Genomic DNA, 17,536 nt, shown 5'->3' with positions numbered 1-17,536 from the left:
ATGCTGACCAGCCTCCTCCTTGCCATCGCCCTGCAGGGCCAGCCGCAAATCGCCACCGAAGCGCCCGGCATCGTCGCCGCCCTGACCCAGGAAACGGTCGAGATACGTGAGGATTTCGACGGCGCTGAACTCGTGCTCTACGGCGCCACCCGCGGCCTCACCATCCGCGACGAGATCGTGGTCGTCCTTCGCGGCCCGGGACGCGATCTGCGGGTCATGCAGAAGCGCCGCACGTTCGGTATCTGGATCAACGCCGCGCCGCTCGAATTTGACGACGTGCCCAGCTATTACGCCATCGCCACCTCGCTACCGCTGGACACGATTGCCGGCCCGGACGAGCTGGCGCGCAGTGGCGTCGGCCTGCAGGCCATGCTGGAAGCCAATGCCGCGGCCATGGCGCCGAGCTGGCTGCTGAGCGCTTCAACCCTGCCCGCCGAAACAGCAGATGTCTTGCAACCGGCCGCCGTCGCCGATGATCACGACGTGCCGGCCTTGATCCGGCGCGACGAGGTCGCCGACTATCTCGCCGCCATCGCCCGTTCCGGCCGCCGCGACAACACCTTTGCCGAGGCCCAGCGCGGTGTCGAAATCCTTGATGGCGGCCTGTTCCGCGCCACCATCGCCCTGCCGCCCCTGACCCCGGTCGGCAATTATGTCGCCGAGGTCTACCTCTTCCGCGACGGCCGTCCGATTGCCAGCCGCTCGGCCAGCCTGCGGGTGGAGAAAGCCGGCATCGAACGCTTCTTCTTCGAATTCGCCCACGACCTGCCGGCGCTCTACGGCCTGTTCTGCGTTCTGATGGCGATGCTCGCCGGCTACCTCGCCAACCTGGCCTTCAATCGTCGCTAGATCAGCGCTATCCTCCAGCCATGGGATGGATCAGCGATATCGGCCAGCTCCTGCTTGGCTGGGTCAGGCACCGCGACGCTGGTGCCGATCAACGGGCGCGCCGAATGCGGTTGCAGGCCATGTTGGAGGATGAACGCTTCCAGTGGCGCAGCCTCGCCCAACTGGTCGCGGCCTCGGGCACAGACCCGGACACCGTCCGCAAAGACCTCGTCGCCCTCGGCGCCCGGCCACAGGAAAACAATCCGGACATGTGGGGCCTGATCGACCGTGTTGGCACCGGCGGCGACCCGGTCGCCCGTTAGGAGCGATCCGGCACGCAGGATTTGGCGGCGACCGGATAAACCCGTGCCCGCCCCATCACCAGCACGCCCGGCACCGCGCCAAAACAGCGCTCAAAGGCGGGATCACAGACATTCAACCCACCGGTAAACGCGCCAAAAGCCGGCATGATCAGCCGCTCGCAATCAGTGGCAAAACAACGCGCCCGGACCGCCCGCCCCTTGCCGCGCACCTTCGCGCAAGGGTGTAGATGACCGGCGATTTCGCCGGGCGCCGGGCCCTCGGTCGGTTCATGGCGCAGCACCAGGCCTCCCAGTTCGAGCGTGTGACGCACCTCGCCGCCAAATTGCGGTGGTGGCGCCGGATCATGATTACCTTCGATCCAGACCCAGCGGCCAACCCCATCCACCAGATCAGCCAGCCGTTCAACATCGGCCCCGTCCATGCGGCGATCAGCAAGCCGGTCGTGGAAACTGTCCCCCAGCGCGATCACGGTGCGGGGCCGGTGCCGGGCAATGGCCGCGGCGAGGCGGCGCAGCGTCGTGCGGGTGTCATAGGGCGGCAGCATCTGGCCGCCCATGCCGTAGGACGAGCCCTTCTCGAAATGCAGGTCGGAGACCACCAGCACGCCGTGGTCCGGGAGCACCAGCACCCCGTCGGCATCGGCAATCGCGGCTTCACCGGCCAGTGTGAACGCGTGATCCGCAAGCCTGTCAGTCAAGCCGGACGGCCTCCGCGATCAGATCATCGGCAGCATCCTCCAGGATGCTGTCATGGCCTTCGCCATAAACCGCTTCCTTGCCGATCTCCAGCATGACCGGCACCGCCAAGGGCGATATGCGATCGAGGTCGACATGGCTGATCCGGCCCTTCACTCGCGCCAGCGCTTCACCGAGACGGCGAATGTCCAGAAGGCCGGTGGCCGCGTCCTGCCAGGCTGCGCGCAACAGGATGTGGTCGGGCTCGTGCTCGCGCAGCACGTCATAGATGAGATCGGTCGAGAAGGTGATCTGGCGGCCGGACTTCTCCTGACCGGGAAAACGACGCTCGATCAGGCCGGCGATGACCGCGCAATTGCGGAAAGTACGTTTCATGAGCTGGCTTTCGGCGAGCCAAGCATCAAGGTCATCGCCCATCATGTCCTCGTTGAACAAGGCGTCGAAATCGAGGCCGGCGAGATCGCGCAACCCCCAGACCGCGACCGCATACTCATTGGCGACAAACCCCATCGGCCGCATGCCAAGACGTTCCAGCCGGCGGGTCAGCAACATGCCCAGCGTCTGGTGCGCCAGCCGGCCCTCAAACGGGTAGCAGACCATGTAGTGGCGGGCCGCGCGCGGGAAGGTCTCGACCAAGAGGCCATCCGCATCGGGCAGGCGCGAACGCTCGGCTTGCAGCTGCAGCCAGTCGCGCACCTGGACGGACAGCGCGCCCCAATGGTCCGGGTTCTGCACGATGTCGCGCACCCGCCCGGCCAGATAGGTGGAGAGCGGGAATTTGCCGCCCTGATAGGAGGGAATTTTCGGATCGGCGTCGGCAGCGCGGGTGACCCGGGCCGACATCTCCTCGATGCCGACAAAGCGCAGCACCTGGCCGGCGAAGATGAAGGTGTCACCCGGCACAAGCTGTTCGACGAACCATTCCTCGATCTGGCCGAGCCGGTGGCCGCCGCGGCCCCGTCCGGACACCACCACATCCAGCATCGGCGCTTCGACAATGGTGCCGACATTCATCCGGTAGCGCTGGGCGATCTGTGGTGTGCGGGCCAACCAGCGCCCGTCCTTGCGCTTCACCAGGCGCCGGAAGCGCTCATAAGTGTTCAACGCATAGCCACCGGTCGCCGTGAAATCGAGCACCCGGTCAAAAGTCTCGCGATCCAGCTGCGCATAGGGCGCAGCGCCGCGGATTTCGTCGAACAGGGCCTCGGCCTCGAAACCGTCACCACAGCCGCGCCCCATGATGTGCTGGGCCAATACGTCCAGCGATCCGGCAGCCAGCGGCTCACCATCAAGCGCATTCTCAGCCACAGCCTCACGGGCCGCCTGGCATTCGAGATGCTCGAACCGGTTGGTCGGCGCCAACAGGGCGCGAGACGGTGCATCGAGCCTGTGATTGGAGCGCCCCAAGCGCTGGATCAGTCGCGACGAACCTTTCGGCGCCCCCATCTGGATCACCAGATCGACATCGCCCCAATCGATACCGAGATCGAGCGTTGAGGTGCACACGACCGCCTTCAGACGCCCCTCGGCCATCGCCTTTTCCACCTTGCGACGCTGTTCCGGCGACAGCGAGCCATGATGCAGGGCGATGGGCAGGTTGGCGTCATTGCGAGCCCATAGCTCCTGGAAGGTCAGCTCGGCCTGGGAGCGCGTATTGACGAAGACGAGCGCCATTTTCGCCGCCTTGATGCGTTCGTAGACATCGCCGAGCGCGTGACGACCGGAATGGCCGGCCCAGGGGATGCGGTCAGCCGGGTCCAGGATTTCCACCTGCGGCCGGGTGCCGGCCTCGCCGCGCACGATGCGGGCAAAACGGTCATCGCCGGCCGGCTGTGCCACCAGCCAGCGCGCCAGACCGCCCTCGTCCGCCACCGTGGCCGACAGGCCGGCGCGGCTGGCCTGCGGGGCCCACTGGCTTATCGTGGCAAGATCGAGCGAGAGCAGGTCACCGCGCTTTTGCGGTGCAATGGCGTGGATTTCGTCAATGATGATCCGGCGCAGATCCCGAAAAAAGGCCTCGGCATTGGCGGTGGCGCAGAACAGGGCCAGCTGTTCCGGCGTGGTCAAAAGAATGTCCGGCGGATGGGCACGCTGGCGCTGGCGCTTGGCGGTCGATGTATCACCGGTCCGGGTCTCGATGCGCAGGTCCAGCCCCATCTCCTCGACCGGTATCATCAGATTGCGCGCGACATCGACCGAGAGCGCCTTGAGCGGCGAAATGTAGAGCGTGTGCAGGCGATAAGGCCGGGTCTTGCCCGACCCGTCTGTCTGTTCGGCCAGATCGATCAGGCTCGGCAGGAAACCGCCCAGCGTCTTGCCGCCGCCGGTCGGCGCGATCAACAATGCGTCCTCGCCCGCGCGGGCGGCCGCGACCATGTCGATCTGATGGCGACGGGCCTGCCAGCCACGTGCGGCGAACCAGTCAGCAAAGCGCTCCGGCAATGTGGTCGCGGCGGGTTTTGCGGCGGGTGCAGTCGGCATGACATTATTCCGGCCCGCCCTTGTGGCGCGCGCTTTCCTCATGGGGGGATGACTGCCCTGAGCGTCCCCCTGCCCGATTTGCCCCGATTTCGCCATGGTGACAGGCGAGTTTGCCATTAGCGAGGGAAATTGGGTCATGGTCAACGCCGTCATCGAACGGTTTCAACGGCTTGATGCCGCGTTCTGTGAGCGTGCCAGCAAGGGCGAGCGCCTGTATGGCCGCTTCTCGGCGCTGGCCTGCATCTCGGCGACCGAAGCCCCCGAGGCGCTTGTCGCGCGGACCCTCACCATTCGCGACCGGATGAATGAGGGCCTTGGCACCTGGCGTTCGCCGGGGCGGGCCATGCGACTGGTCTTCTCCGCCGCCCTCGCCTCGTCCAACCGCAACGCCGACCAATTCTTCGCCATCCGCGAAGCGATCAATACGCGGCGGCGCGAGCGTGGCAGCCGCGTGCTCAGCCATGGTGGCTCCTGCGCCGCACTCGCTCTGGCCGTGGCCGGCGGCGAGATCGGCCAGGTCGACACCTTCTTTGACATACTTGACGAAATCTCGCTGCCCTGGTGGCGTCGTGTGCCGGCGCGCGAGGATGTTCTCGCGGCCACCTTTGCCGCCATGGGCGAGACTCCGGACTGTGCGCGCGCCAAGCTCGACAAGGCTCGCCAAGCCCTGCGCGCCGCCGGTGTTCCCGGCCATCACGTGGAAGGCGCGGCACAGGAGATCTGCCTCGGCCCAATCGATCACGGCGAGATTGCCGCGGCCTGGACCAGTCTCAACACAGCGGTTCGCGGCCGCATCGTGCTGCGCAATGGCGTCGGCAAGACCGGCTTGGCCATCCTTGCCGCGCGAGGCCGTGGCGCCGAGACCGCCGACCGCCTGGTCTCCAGTTTCGAAGCCGTGCGGGCGCTCCGGCCGCGGCCATCGGGACAGGTCGCTGCGCGTCTGGCCATGCGCCTCGCCCAAGCCCAAACCGGAACCAGCCAACCGCACGCGGCGGCCCGCGACTTGGCCGCCATCCTGGCCGCCCAAGCCGCAGTGATCGCCGCAGTCGCCGGTTCCACGGCGGCCGTTGCAGCTGCGAGCTGAACCGGCGTGACAGCCGGCGCCAGACCACGTTAAAAACGGGTTCTGGCCTTCGCACGCGAAGGTGGCGTCGGGGGAAGTGCCGTGTTCAGCCAACTCAGTTCCGATCACATCGTGGCAACACTGGAGCGATTGGCCGCCCGCTGCCGCGACCGGTTCGCGTCTGCCAGCCTGAACAATGTCATCGACGAGCTTATCGGCCTCGCCAAACGCGATCGCCGGCGCAGCCAGCGCCTGTCCCGCCCCTATCTCCTGCTACGCGGCGGCACACTGCTCGCCGTATTGCTGGCCCTGACCGGGCTCGTCTTTGTCGGCGAACGGGTCTTCAACTGGGCGCAGGAAAGCGGGGCCAGCGCGGATGTCTTTACGGTATTCGAGGGGGTCGAGGCCGGCCTCAATATCGTCATCCTCGCCGCCGTCGCGATTTTCACACTGACCCGCGTCGAGGAACGCCTGAAGCGCTCGCTTGCCCTGGATGACCTGCACGAATTGCGCTCAATCGCCCACGTCATTGACATGCACCAGCTGACCAAGGACCCGACGGCCCTGCTGCGGCTGGGGCCTCGCACAGCTGCGTCGCCGGATCGGGCGATGAGCGAGTTCGAGCTTGGTCGTTATCTCGACTACTGCGCCGAAGCGCTGAGCCTGGCCGGCAAGATCGCCGCCCTCTATGCCCAGAGCTCACGCGATCCGGTCGTGATCGCGGCCGTCAATGACATCGAAAGCCTGACATCGAACATGTCGGCCAAGATCTGGCAGAAAATCAACATCGTGCGCGACGCGCAGCCAAATGCCGGCGAGCACCGCGACGATTGACCGAATGGTGCTTTCCCTTCCCGGAAGAAGGGTGCTAGGGAGCGTTTCAGAACCAAATGCCAAGGGGGCCCCGCATGAATCCCGAAGACCTTATGAATCCGGAAACACTCGCAACGCTGATCGAGACCGGGATTGCCGCCAGCACGAATGTGGTCCTGGCCGCCATCATCCTCATTATCGGCCTGGTGGTCGCTGGCTCGGTACGCAAGGCGATCAAGAATGCGGTCCACAAGAACGAGCGCATGGACAATACGCTCGGCAGCTTCTTTGGCTCGCTGGCCTATTACGGCATCATGGCGATGGTCGTCATCGCGATGCTCGGCACGTTCGGTATTCCCACCACCAGCTTCGTGGCCACGCTGGGTGCCGCCTCGCTGGCCATCGGCCTGGCGCTGCAGGGCACGCTGTCGAACCTGGCTGCGGGCGTCATGCTGATCCTGTTCCGCCCCTATCGCCTGGGCGACTGGGTCGAGTTGGCGGGCACGTCGGGCGCAGTAACCGAAATCACGCTTTTCACCACCGTGTTGTCGACCGGCGACAACAAGAAGATCATCATCCCCAACTCCAAGTCCTGGGGTGATACGATCACCAATTACTCGGCCAATCCGACCCGCCGCGTCGATCTGACCTTCTCGATCGATTATGGCGACGATATCGGCAAGGCGATGCAGGTCATCACGGACACGATTTCTGCCGACGAACGGGTTCATGTCGACCCGGCTGTCTTTACCGCGGTCACCGCGCATGGCGAAAGCTCGGTCGATATCGTCGCCCGCGCCTGGTGCAATACCAGCGACTATTGGGGCGTCCACTTCGATGCGATGAAGAATGTGAAAGAGGCTTTCGACAAGAACGGCATCTCCATTCCCTATCCGCATCGCGTCAATATCGCCCGCAAGGGCTGAATCGGTCCGCGGTCGGGGTTGCGGCCCCGATTGCGCCGCATTTGGGGGTAAGCTGGGCACATGACAGACCGAGAGACAGAGACCGATAGCCGGTCAAACCGCACCACATTCGTCCAACGGCTGATCCGGGTCGGGTCGACCGACATCATCCGGGTCGTGGTGCTGTGCGTGCTTGCGGGCTTCGTACTGGCCGCCTTCCACGTCAATCCGCGGCGGCTGTGGGTCGACTTCTTCGGCACGATCGCCGAATCTTGGGGGCGTTTCATCGACTTTCTCACCCATTCGGTGGGCTGGGCGATCGAATACTTCCTGTTGGGCGCCATCCTGGTCATCCCGATCTGGATCGTGTTCCGGGTTCTCGGCGCCCTGCGACGCAGCTGAATCTTTTCGACTTTTCGGATTCGTTAACCAACTTCCTTTGCCGAATGGCAAGGAAGGTTTGCTAGAGCTTGGGCATGACAACCCTTGCGCGAAACCTGCCGGTCTCGGCCACCAGCTTGGCCGCCGTCGCCCCGAACGGCTGCGGCGAGACCCCCTTGCTGCTGGAGTCGAACGGGTTCCTGCGCAACATGTTGCTCGGACTGCTGCGCGATGCCGGCGCCGGCGACGTCATGCTCGCCAAGCGCGGCGATGCGGCCCTGATGCAGATTGCCGAACGCACGCCGAGCGTCATCATCGCCGACTGGCACAATCATGACGACCCGACCGAAGATCGCCTCAAACTGGTCCGCGCGATCCGCGAATCCGAACACGCGCCCTACCGGCACACACCGATTGTTCTCATCTCCCAGCCACGCTCGCGCCGGGAAGTCGAACGGGCCCGCGATGTCGGTGTCTCGGAATTCCTGATCACGCCGATCGCACCGATCACCCTGCAGAACCGACTGCAGGCGCTGGATACACAGCCACGAGACTTCATCAGCGCGGCCCGCTTTGCCGGGCCGGATCGTCGGCGTCGGCCACGCAAGGCGCACGGGCCGGCCCACAAGCGCACGGCCGATGTCGAGGCTGGCCTGGCAACACCAATGGGCGCCGCCCGGGCGGCAGCGGTGGCGTTGGCCCACGAGACCCAGCTCAGCGGCGACCGGATGGCGATCCGGGTCGGGCGCTCATTGCAGCGCTTCATCACGGCCGTGACCGACTATACACCCGTCGAGGCCGAGGTTGTCGAAATGCACCGCGCTGCCCTGGCACAACTCGTACGCATGGCTGAGGACGGTAATCCACTGCGCGAACCGGTCGTTGCCGGCCTCGAGCAGGTGGTCGCCAAACGCATGGGCCGCCGCTGACGCCGCTTCCGGGAAACCCCGGCCTGTCCTATCAAGACGGTCCAAGTCCGCAGGATCGCCATGACCGACGATATCCAGTCCCGCCTCGATTCCATCGCCCCGCTCATCGTGGACGGGTCACCACATGCCGTCGCGCTCGGCCTCTCGCTCAAGGCGTTGACGCCGGGACGGGCGGTGATGGGCGCACGTTATGACGAAAGCCTGATCGGTGATCCGGATACGGGAACCCTGCATGGCGGCGTGGTCACCGCCTTGCTTGATCATGCCTGCGGCATGGCGGCCTTTGCCGGTTTCGGCGCCAAGGACACGCCGGCCACACTTGACCTGCGGATCGACTATCTGCGTCCGGCGAAACCCGGCCTTGATGTCACGGCCGAGGCCAGCTGCCTGAAATCGCACGGCCTCGTCGCCTTCGTCCGGGCCACGGCGCATGATGGCGACCCGGATGACCCGGTCGCCATCGCCCAAGCCGCTTTCATGATCACCAAGGCGTCCAAGCTTGCCCAGGAACGGGCCCGCCGGGCCTATACCGAGGGGCGGATGGAATGAGCCAGGTGCTGATCGAAACCCTCATGTCAGCCCCCTATGTTGCCCGCTTCGGTGTCCGCCTGGAACGCAAGGGCAATGAGCTGACCGGCGTGCTGCCCTTCGCGGACCACCTGGTCGGCAATCCGCTGATCCCGGCCCTGCATGGCGGCGCCGTCGGCGCCTTCCTGGAAATCGTCGCCTCGGCCTCGCTGCTGGCCAGCCAGCCGCTGCAACGCCTGCCCAAGCCGATTGATGTGGCGATCGACTATCTGCGCCCGGCCCGGGCCCAGGACGTCTATGCCCGCGCCGTCGTCGCCCGGTCCGGACGACGCGTCGCCAATGTCCGTGTTGAAGCATGGCAAAACCGCATTGATGCGCCGGTTGCGACCCTGCACGGTCATTTCCTGATTACACCGGGACAAGACGACACCGCGACCGACTGACCGGGCGGTGTCGTTCGTCGCACACACGCCGTCACTGGTCGCAGAAGACTGACGGGTACTTACCTGCACCTTACAATGCCGACAGTTTCTAACTGTTTTCTCTCAAAGGTTTAGGCCCGCTGTCAGGGCCCGGAGACATGGCGTCGCGCAATCTGGTGGGCGTGGTGACGGGTCACAGAGGGTAACCGGCCACGCCTGAGGAGACAGCCCCATGCTTATCACGTCCCTGGCCGCGCTCACGATGAGCCTGACCGCAACCCCACTCGCCGCCGCCACCGATCAGTCCCCGCCAAGCCAGATCGTGCGCATTCATATGAATGAACTCGAAAGCGAAGCCGGTCGGGCCGATGTCGAGACCCGCATCCGCGTCGCTGCGAATCGTGTCTGCCGCCAACACGGCCTGCGCGGCCTGGTCGCCGAACGCATCCGGCGAGCCTGCTTCCGCGAAGCCTTCACCGACGGCATGTCGCAGCTCAACCGCCAATACGCCGATACGACCAGCCGCACCGTTGCTGTCGTCATCGCCGCCCAGTAGACGCTCGCAATCAAGGCGGCCGCCACGGGGCTGGCGCGGCCGCCTGCGACCTTGTGACATCTCGCCTGTGGCGCGCGCTCGCGGCACGGTGACGCCATGACCAACGCCAATGCCGTAATTGCCTATTTCGACGGTTTGTGTCCGATCTGCCGACACGAAATGGCCGGCTATGCGAGACGCGCCCCCGATCTCATCCAGCTGCATGATTGCAACGGCGAGCTGCCCGTCGATGTCGACCGCGAGGCCGCCCTTGCCAGCCTGCATGTCCGCCTTCCCGACGGTGTCGTGGTCGACGGGTGGATTGCATTCCTGGCAATCTGGGAACGTGTGCCCGGCTGGGGCTGGCTGGCTTGGATGACCCGGCCAGCCTGGATCCGCGTCCCGCTCGACCGCCTCTATCGCTGGTTGGCCCCCTACCGGCCCCGTCAGGTCTGCCGCGACGGTATCTGCGGCGGTCGCATCTGACATCCATACAATTTTGTATAGCCGCCAGAGACAAACCTCAACAACACAGCCATGGACTCTTGGACAACCCCACCCAAATAGGGGTCGTTGCATCATGCATGTTTGCATGTCGCGTGACATCCATTCTGGAGAGAGCCATGAAACATACCCTGCTCACCCTCGCCGTCTGCCTGACCGGCCTCACCGCAGCGCTGTCGGGAACGGGTGGTACCGCCACCGCCCAAACACCTGCCGGCCCAGCGGTCCAGATCCCGTTCGAAGCGGCCGACCTGATCGACCCGGCCCGCTACGAAGCCCTGCGTGAACGGGTCGAAATCGCCGCCCGCGATGTCTGCCGCGAGCAATTGCTGGGTGATCTGCTACGCCCCGTCACCCTCAACGCCTGCATCCGGGACGCGCATGCCCGGGCCATTGATCAACTCGAGGCGCAACGATCAACGGCCCTGACCGTCGCCGCGGCATCAGTGCCGGACCAGGGCTGACCGTTCGGCTATTGCCTGCCTCGCCGGGCCGGGATAGGTGCGGAACATGTCTGTTCCGTCCCTGACCCGGCTCGACGTCATCAAGCGCGCCTGGCCCCTCGTCTTCGCCAACGCCGCCGTACCACTTGCCGGGGTCGTCGACACATTTGTGCTCGGCCTGTCGGGTGACAAGGCGGATCTGGGCGGGGTCGCCCTGGGCGGCGCCCTGTTCGCGATCTTCTACTGGAGCTTCTACTTCCTGCGGATGGGGACGACCGGGCTGACGGCCCAGGCCGATGGCGCCGGCGACCGGGCCGAGACCCAGCGCATCCTGTTGCGCGCCCTCGCCATCGCCGCCGCCTTCGGCATCCTCATCTTCGCGCTGCGCGATCTGATCGCCCTGGCCGGCTTTGCGGTCCTTCAGGGCGAGGCCCGCGTCGAGGACAAGGGCGCGACCTATCTCGTGGCAAGGGCCTGGGGCGCCCCGGCGGCCCTGGCATGTTTTGCCCTGTCCGGCTGGCTGATCGGGCTGGGGCGCAACGCCGCGACACTGGCCATCTATGTCGTCTTCAGCCTGGTCAATATCGGGCTCGATCTGTGGTTTGTGCTGGGCCTTGGTTATGGGCCAGGCGGCGTTGGCGCCGCGACGGCCATCGCCGAATGGGTCGCCCTTCTGGTCGGCCTGGCCTTCATGGCTGACACACTGCGACGCCAGAAAGGCTGGGCGGACGGTGTTCTCGACCGCGCCCGCCTGCTCGATGCGGCCGCCATCCGCGAGCTGTTCCAGGTCAATGTGAACCTGATGATCCGCACCTGGTCGCTGGTGATCGGCTTTACCTGGTTTGCCAATGCCGGCGCGCGCCAGGGCACCGCCGCGCTGGCAGGCAATCACGTCCTGCTGCAGGTGATCTCGGTCTGGGCCTTCGTGCTGGACGCCTTCGCCTTCGTGGCCGAGACCGAAGCGGGCCGCGCTTTCGGGCGGCGGTCGGTAAGCGATTTGCGGCGCTCGGTGCGCCTCACCGGCGAACCCATGCTGATCGCCGGCGGCCTGTTTGCCCTTGCCACCTGGCTGTTCGGTCCCGCCGCCCTGACGGCGCTGATCGAGGATCCCGAAGCCCGCGCCGCCGCCATCACCTATCTGCCCTGGTGTGCCGTCGTACCGCTGCTGGGCGCGCCGGCCTGGCTGATGGACGGTATTTTCATCGGCACGACCAGCGGCAAGATCCTGCGCAATGCCGGACTGGCCGCGGTCGCGGTCTATCTGGCCGCCGATGCGATCCTGGCGCCGGCCTTTTCAAACCACGGAGTCTGGGCCGCTTTCCTGATCTTCTACATCGCCCGGGCCGGGGCGCTGATGAGTGCCTATCCGGCGTTGGAACGCCGGCTTCACTCGGCGCCGACAGCCTCGGCGACAGACGCAAACCCGTCGACCTGAAGCCGCTCCGCCAGGCCGCGCTTGATCCGTTGGACAAGACCCGGCCCCTCATAGACCAGCCCCGTATAGACCTGGATCGCATTCGCCCCGGCACGGATCTTGGCATAGGCGGTGTCGGCACAGGCCACACCACCAACGCCGATGATCGCCATCTCCGGTCCGGCCGCCTTGCGGAAGACCCGGACCAGCTCGGTCGACCGGGCAAAGATCGGCGGGCCGGACAGACCGCCCCCCTCGCCCATCTTGTCACTGACCAGACTTTCCGGCCGGGTGATGCTGGTGTTGGAGATGATGATCCCGTCGAGCTTGTGGCGGGTAATCGCGGCGACCATGACATCGGCCTCGGCGTCATCAATATCCGGCGCGATCTTCAGGAAGACCGGTGCCTTGGCACCAACCGCAGCCACCGCCGACAGGAGATCATCCAACGCGCCGGAAGATTGCAGTGTGCGCAGGCCGGGCGTGTTGGGCGAAGAGACATTGACGGTGAAAAATTGCGCCAGATCCTGCAGCTCGCGCAGGCAGGTGACATAGTCGGCGACCCGGTCCTCACTGTCCAGATTGGCACCAAGATTGACGCCGACCACGCCGCTGCGACCAGTCCGTCGCTGCAACCGCGCCCGGAACAGGTCGAGACCCTGATTGGGAAAGCCCATGCGGTTGATGACGGCGCGGTCCTCGGCCAGTCGGAAAATGCGCGGCTTCGGCTTGCCATCCTGGGCGCGCGGCGTCACGGCGCCGCATTCGACAAAACCGAAACCGGCTGCCAGCAGGGCGTCGGGCGCTTCGGCATTCTTGTCGAAACCGGCAGCCAGACCGACCGGATTGGGCAGATCGAGGCCAGTCAGCGAGGTCTTCAGGATCGCCGGATCGCGACGCAATTGGCGTGGCCCAAGGCCGGCTTTCAGGCCGAGCAGGCCCAGCCGATGCGAGGTCTCCGGCTCGAATCCGTGCAGCAGGCGGGTGGCGAGGTCGTGAATCATCAGCGGCTCTCCAGATCGGCGGGCAGAATCCAGTCACCCTCCTCATTGCGCCGGACATGGCGCATGCCGCGCACGACCGCCGTCGGGATCTCGCCATAGACATGGGGAAAGAGGGCGCCGCCGCGGGACTTTTCCCACTTCACGGCATCGCCCAGCGGTTCCAGATCGATCTCGACCAATAACAGCCGCTCATGGCTGTCATAATGCTTGATCAACGTTCCTTCGACCTGATCGGCAGCGGACAGGTGGATGAAACCGTCGGCGATGTCGTGCGGATCACCGGTGAAACGGCCCGCGGCCATGACGTCGGACCAGCCTTCGATCGTGGCCAGTCGATATGCGGTTTTAATGGTCATGGGGAGGGACTAGCCCCGAGGGCGGATTCGGGCAAGCACACGACTCGCGCATGGGACAATTTTGGCGACTATATACATGAGTGAACAGCCAATACCTCCCGAAAAAGACACCCTACCAGAAATCGAAGTCACGTCGGAAATGATCGAGGCGGGGGCGGGGGCTTTTCAGCGAGACGTGCAATTTACTGATCTACTGGATGAAGCGCACGCGGCGGATTTGGTGTGGGAGGTAATATCGTCTGTGCTCACGTCTGCGGGCATCCGCGTGCGTCTAGTTCGTCGCTGATATCAAACACAAGCGCGATGATGTCAGCCAAGGAAAGGTCTGCACAAACAACTAGCTTGTCATGATCTGCTGGAGAGTAGGTGATGCCACGCCAGTTAACCGACCGGCTAGTAGAATTTTTGAACGTAAGCTTTCCGCCGTGAGAGCAAGCATTTCGAATTACCCGTGCAAAGTCTAACACTGCTGGCCATTTCGAGCCGTCGCGACCGCCAAGATTGGCCTCTATCCAAGGCAGATGTTGCTCGTAAAAGTCTACAAACAGGGGTGCGATCAGGTGGCGGACCAGCGACTGATATCCTGACGTCCAGATTTTGTAGGTTGGTGCTGGGGTGCTGGCTTCGATCGCTAGGTCTATTCGCGAGATGGGAATTTCCATGAGCGCGGCCTCAACCGGCCCGCTCATTGGAACGCGCAACTGCATGGGAAATCGGTTTGATACGACGGCGAGATAATCGCCAGGGTTTACCGTGACCCGACCGTCCGCATAGTATTGCGCTGCAATTCCAACGCTGGCGACGAGGGTTGCAAGATGCTTCATGGGTTCAAAAAGTCGGTCTCCAGGGCGTATACTTTTAGTCTCGAAAGTCGGTGTCATGACGAAGCCTCAAAAAACTGACGAACAGCGACGCGATGAAATCTTAAAGCGTATGCTAGAGACGCCCCCGCAGCCGCACAATGACGGCAAGAAACAAGAAAAGAGGCCCGCCAAATAGGCGGGTTTTTTCATGGAGATCGGCGATGAATTCCGCGCTGTCTAGCCGCATACATATTGACGTAGACGGGGTTGTGCGGGGGCGGAGCCTTATCCCTCTTGTGCGATCTGACGGCACACATTTCGAAGGCGTTCTCGCGCTTCGTCAACGGCCGCATCAATGCCCGTGTTTAGAGCGACTTGAACATCAAAACGGAAAGCCCCGAACTCTGTTGATGCAAGAAGCGACACTTCAGCAATGTCAAAATCCTCACCGGTTTCCTCTGCCCGACCGATTTCAACGCTCTTTACTAAAATCGCCATTTCGGCCTCCTTGTGTTGGAGCGCCGACACTACCCTGAGTCGATCTTTCGGGAATGCTCACGCGTCGGGCGGTGCGGCCAGTCTAGGAAGCGTGCGCCCTCAAGCGGCGGCAGCGTGGAATTGAGCAGTCCGCCGATAGGTGAGACGCTTGCCCTCGGCGCCGCGCAGAATGTTATCGCGGCGCTCGACATCGCTCACGCCTTGAGCTTGGCGATTGTTGTAGCGGAAGTCGAACTCCGCCAGATAGCGGTGCAGATGCTTCTCTTTGCAGTGCTGGTAGATGCCACGCATGCCGCGCTTGAAGATCGAGAACACGCCTTCAATGGTGTTGGTGTGGACCTCGCCGCGAACGTATTCGTCAGCTGAGTGGCGCACCGTTTCATGGGTGGCGTACTGCTTGCCCAGAACCGTGTAGAGACGGCTTTCGTCGGTGTAGAGCTTGGTTTCGCGGGTGACGTTCTCGAACAGGATCGTCGCCACCGTGTTGCGGTTGGCCTTTTGGACGTGGAATGAGCGGACATTGCCGCCACGCTCGACAAGAGCGACCACGGCGCGCTTGTTGGCCGGCCCGCCACCGCCCTTGAGGTAGGGCGTGCCATCAGCACGCACGGTGCGAGGATTGGACACCTTACCGAAATAGGTTTCGTCGGCTTCTACGGTCTTGCCTTCGCCGCCCATGCCGCCGGAGCCTTTCGGCAGATCGTCGCGCATGGCTTCACGGATACGGTGGCACATGAACCAAGCCGTCTTGTAGGTGACGCCTATCGTGCGGTGGATCTGATGGGCGCTGATGCCCTTCTTGGAAGACGCCATGAGCTGTGTCGCCAGCAGCCACTTGTGCAGGGCGACCTTGGAGCGCTCATAGACGGTGCCAACACGGACAGTGAACTTCTTGCGGCAATCGCCGCAGTGATACCAACCTCGACCCATCGACTTGCCACCCAGCGCCTTGACCGTCTCCCGCTCACCGCAGAACGGGCAAACGGCGCCTTCAGGCCAGCGGATGGCCTCAAGATGGTTGCGGGCTGCGTCTTCGTTGTGAAAGATGGGGTCGGTCAAGTTGCACATGGGTCTAACTCCTTGAAGCCCATAACATCACAACGGATATGTTCAGTCAAGTATATAATCGCCACAATTTTCCTATAGCGTTCCGCGCCCATGCTCACCCATGAGGACATCTGGCGCGGGATCGACCGCCTGGCCCGGCACGCACAGACCAGCCCGTCCGGTCTGGCCCGACGTGCGGGGCTGGATTCGACCACGTTCAACCCGTCCAAACGGGTATCATCCGACGGCAAGAAGCCGCGCTGGCCCTCCACCGAGAGCATCGCCAAGGCGCTGGCGGCCGCCAATCTGGATTTCGATGATTTCGCCGCCCTGATCTCGGGCCAACCGCGCGGCGGCGCCCTGCTTTCACGCGCCCTCGCGGACAGCGAAGCCGGCAACCCGTTTGACGCCACGGGTCACCCGGTCGGCCCTGATTGGGAGGCCATTCCCTTCCCCGGCCTGGCGCCCGGCGACGCCTACGCCCTGACCGTACAGGACGACACGATGCGGCCTGTCTACCGTCCCGGCGATCGACTGGTCGTGTCGCACGAGGCGCCGACACGGGTCGGCGACCGCGTCATCATCCAGCGCCGCGACGGCACGCGTGCGGCCTGGACATTGGCGGAGAAGACCGTGCAGGGCGTGCGGCTGGCGCCCCTCGACCCGCTGTGCCCCGGCATAAACCTGCCCTTGTCGCAAATCGCCTGGATGGCGCGCATCATCTGGGTCAGCCAGTAACGGCAGATCCTACCGTTGCAGACGCGCATCGGCCCAGGCCGAGACGAGGCGGTGATCGTCCAATCGGGCCGCGAACTCGCCCAGCTCACCGAGAATGGCCGCCTCGAAGGAATCACGCGGCTGCAATTGGCGACCGGTCTCGACCAGTTCACGGATACGGACCCGGTAGGCCGGCTCATCCAGCGCCGCCAGGCCGAGCGCCGCAAAATAGCGCGGTGCCGGACTGGCCGGATCCAGCGCGATGGCTTGCGAATAATATCCCATGCCAGCCTCGACCGAGGCGTCGAGCACCCGCAGACCTCGCGATCCGCCACGGCGGGCGACTTCCAGATGCCAGGCCCCCAGCATGCCCAGTGCCCGGGCATTGTCGGGCTGCCGGGCCACGACGTCTTCAAGAAGATTGCGACCGCGCTGTGGAACCCGGGTGAGATAGGCCCGCCAGCCACTCATGTAACGGCCACGAAAACCGAGTGCGCCGGCAAGGCTGACGCGCGCTTCGACATGATCCTCGTCCAGCCGCAGGGCATATTCCGCGAGATCAATCGCCCGCTCGGCCAGCGCTTCCCGATCGGCGCCGACATCCTCGACCATCAATCTGGCCAGCAAGGCGCCCGCTGCGAAGGCGTACCCGTCGGCTGTTTCCAGCCGCTGCGCCTCATATGCCGCCAATTCCCAATCGCCTTGTTGATAGGCCGCCGCGGCAGCAGCGCGGTCGGCCTGGGCCGGCGCAGCGAGAAACAGGAATGAGAGAAGCGCGAAGGTCCGGACCATGCCGGAAACTCTAGATCAGTCGGACGACGGCGCAAGCCGCGACCGCGACTTTTC

General features: G+C 64.4%; 22 protein-coding genes. 14 read left to right on the top strand and 8 right to left on the bottom strand.

The window, feature by feature from the left end; all coding sequences use genetic code 11:
* Positions 1-849 carry a TIGR02186 family protein gene (locus tag AWH62_RS02170; RefSeq protein ID WP_075188799.1) on the top strand — a complete coding sequence of 283 codons (849 nt, stop codon included), beginning with the start codon at positions 1-3 and terminating at the stop codon, positions 847-849.
* Between the two features lie 20 nt (positions 850-869).
* Positions 870-1,151, top strand: a complete 282-nt coding sequence (locus AWH62_RS02165) for a hypothetical protein (protein WP_075188798.1) — start codon at positions 870-872, stop codon at positions 1,149-1,151.
* On the opposite strand, the gene pdeM is transcribed toward AWH62_RS02165, so the two are convergent.
* A complete protein-coding gene (pdeM, locus tag AWH62_RS02160) occupies positions 1,148-1,849 on the bottom strand; it encodes a ligase-associated DNA damage response endonuclease PdeM (RefSeq protein WP_075188797.1) in 702 nt (233 codons plus the stop codon). The two genes, AWH62_RS02165 and pdeM, sit on opposite strands and share 4 nt — an antisense overlap.
* Positions 1,842-4,328 (bottom strand): ligase-associated DNA damage response DEXH box helicase, encoded by a 2,487-nt coding sequence (locus AWH62_RS02155; RefSeq protein WP_075188796.1) that lies wholly within the window; start codon positions 4,326-4,328, stop codon positions 1,842-1,844. The genes pdeM and AWH62_RS02155 overlap by 8 nt, the downstream gene beginning before the upstream one ends.
* Positions 4,329-4,464: 136 nt before the next feature.
* On the opposite strand from AWH62_RS02155, the gene AWH62_RS02150 reads away from it, so the two are divergent.
* The 11 genes from AWH62_RS02150 (at position 4,465) to AWH62_RS02100 (ending at position 12,286) form a co-directional block, all read left to right on the top strand.
* Positions 4,465-5,412: a hypothetical protein gene (locus tag AWH62_RS02150; RefSeq protein ID WP_143742869.1), complete on the top strand. Its 948-nt coding sequence runs from the start codon at positions 4,465-4,467 to the stop codon at positions 5,410-5,412.
* Between the two features lie 81 nt (positions 5,413-5,493).
* Positions 5,494-6,225, top strand: coding sequence for a hypothetical protein (locus AWH62_RS02145; RefSeq protein WP_075188794.1), 732 nt, complete (start codon positions 5,494-5,496; stop codon positions 6,223-6,225).
* Between the two features lie 74 nt (positions 6,226-6,299).
* Positions 6,300-7,130, top strand: coding sequence for a mechanosensitive ion channel family protein (locus AWH62_RS02140; RefSeq protein WP_083634918.1), 831 nt, complete (start codon positions 6,300-6,302; stop codon positions 7,128-7,130).
* A gap of 60 nt (positions 7,131-7,190) precedes the next feature.
* A complete protein-coding gene (locus tag AWH62_RS02135) occupies positions 7,191-7,511 on the top strand; it encodes a DUF6460 domain-containing protein (RefSeq protein WP_075188793.1) in 321 nt (106 codons plus the stop codon).
* Between the two features lie 74 nt (positions 7,512-7,585).
* On the top strand, positions 7,586-8,419 hold the full coding sequence (locus AWH62_RS02130) for a response regulator (protein ID WP_075188792.1): 834 nt from the start codon (positions 7,586-7,588) through the stop codon (positions 8,417-8,419).
* 60 nt (positions 8,420-8,479) lie between these two features.
* Positions 8,480-8,968, top strand: a complete 489-nt coding sequence (locus AWH62_RS02125; RefSeq protein ID WP_075188791.1) for a PaaI family thioesterase — start codon at positions 8,480-8,482, stop codon at positions 8,966-8,968.
* Positions 8,965-9,390 carry a PaaI family thioesterase gene (locus AWH62_RS02120; RefSeq protein WP_075188790.1) on the top strand — a complete coding sequence of 142 codons (426 nt, stop codon included), beginning with the start codon at positions 8,965-8,967 and terminating at the stop codon, positions 9,388-9,390. The genes AWH62_RS02125 and AWH62_RS02120 overlap by 4 nt, the downstream gene beginning before the upstream one ends.
* A gap of 211 nt (positions 9,391-9,601) precedes the next feature.
* Positions 9,602-9,925 (top strand): UrcA family protein, encoded by a 324-nt coding sequence (locus tag AWH62_RS02115; protein ID WP_075188789.1) that lies wholly within the window; start codon positions 9,602-9,604, stop codon positions 9,923-9,925.
* A gap of 96 nt (positions 9,926-10,021) precedes the next feature.
* Positions 10,022-10,390, top strand: a complete 369-nt coding sequence (locus AWH62_RS02110) for a thiol-disulfide oxidoreductase DCC family protein (protein ID WP_075188788.1) — start codon at positions 10,022-10,024, stop codon at positions 10,388-10,390.
* Between the two features lie 137 nt (positions 10,391-10,527).
* A complete protein-coding gene (locus AWH62_RS02105; RefSeq protein ID WP_075188787.1) occupies positions 10,528-10,872 on the top strand; it encodes a UrcA family protein in 345 nt (114 codons plus the stop codon).
* A gap of 46 nt (positions 10,873-10,918) precedes the next feature.
* A complete protein-coding gene (locus AWH62_RS02100) occupies positions 10,919-12,286 on the top strand; it encodes an MATE family efflux transporter (protein WP_075188786.1) in 1,368 nt (455 codons plus the stop codon).
* On the opposite strand, the gene AWH62_RS02095 is transcribed toward AWH62_RS02100, so the two are convergent.
* From AWH62_RS02095 to AWH62_RS02075, 5 genes are all read right to left on the bottom strand, one after another.
* Positions 12,238-13,269 carry a quinone-dependent dihydroorotate dehydrogenase gene (locus AWH62_RS02095; protein WP_143742868.1) on the bottom strand — a complete coding sequence of 344 codons (1,032 nt, stop codon included), beginning with the start codon at positions 13,267-13,269 and terminating at the stop codon, positions 12,238-12,240. The two genes, AWH62_RS02100 and AWH62_RS02095, sit on opposite strands and share 49 nt — an antisense overlap.
* Positions 13,269-13,625, bottom strand: coding sequence for a DUF952 domain-containing protein (locus AWH62_RS02090; protein ID WP_075188784.1), 357 nt, complete (start codon positions 13,623-13,625; stop codon positions 13,269-13,271). The genes AWH62_RS02095 and AWH62_RS02090 overlap by 1 nt, the downstream gene beginning before the upstream one ends.
* Before the next feature lie 245 nt (positions 13,626-13,870).
* A complete protein-coding gene (locus AWH62_RS02085) occupies positions 13,871-14,506 on the bottom strand; it encodes a hypothetical protein (RefSeq protein WP_158025536.1) in 636 nt (211 codons plus the stop codon).
* Between the two features lie 207 nt (positions 14,507-14,713).
* Complete coding sequence (locus AWH62_RS02080; RefSeq protein WP_143742867.1) at positions 14,714-14,926, bottom strand: hypothetical protein; 213 nt, start codon at positions 14,924-14,926, stop codon at positions 14,714-14,716.
* Between the two features lie 99 nt (positions 14,927-15,025).
* Positions 15,026-15,994: an IS1595 family transposase gene (locus AWH62_RS02075; protein ID WP_075188781.1), complete on the bottom strand. Its 969-nt coding sequence runs from the start codon at positions 15,992-15,994 to the stop codon at positions 15,026-15,028.
* A 90-nt stretch (positions 15,995-16,084) separates the two neighbouring features.
* On the opposite strand from AWH62_RS02075, the gene AWH62_RS02070 reads away from it, so the two are divergent.
* The gene (locus AWH62_RS02070; RefSeq protein WP_075188780.1) at positions 16,085-16,711 is read left to right on the top strand and encodes a helix-turn-helix transcriptional regulator; all 627 of its coding nucleotides are present in this window, start codon (positions 16,085-16,087) and stop codon (positions 16,709-16,711) included.
* 9 nt (positions 16,712-16,720) lie between these two features.
* Here the strand turns inward: AWH62_RS02070 and AWH62_RS02065 are convergent, their stop codons facing one another.
* Positions 16,721-17,482: a hypothetical protein gene (locus AWH62_RS02065; protein ID WP_075188779.1), complete on the bottom strand. Its 762-nt coding sequence runs from the start codon at positions 17,480-17,482 to the stop codon at positions 16,721-16,723.
* Positions 17,483-17,536 lie beyond the last annotated feature (54 nt).

Source organism: Maricaulis sp. W15 (genome assembly GCF_001924955.1).
GTDB classification, from domain to species: domain Bacteria; phylum Pseudomonadota; class Alphaproteobacteria; order Caulobacterales; family Maricaulaceae; genus Maricaulis; species Maricaulis maris.
This window is presented reverse-complemented; position numbering and strand designations above follow the sequence as displayed.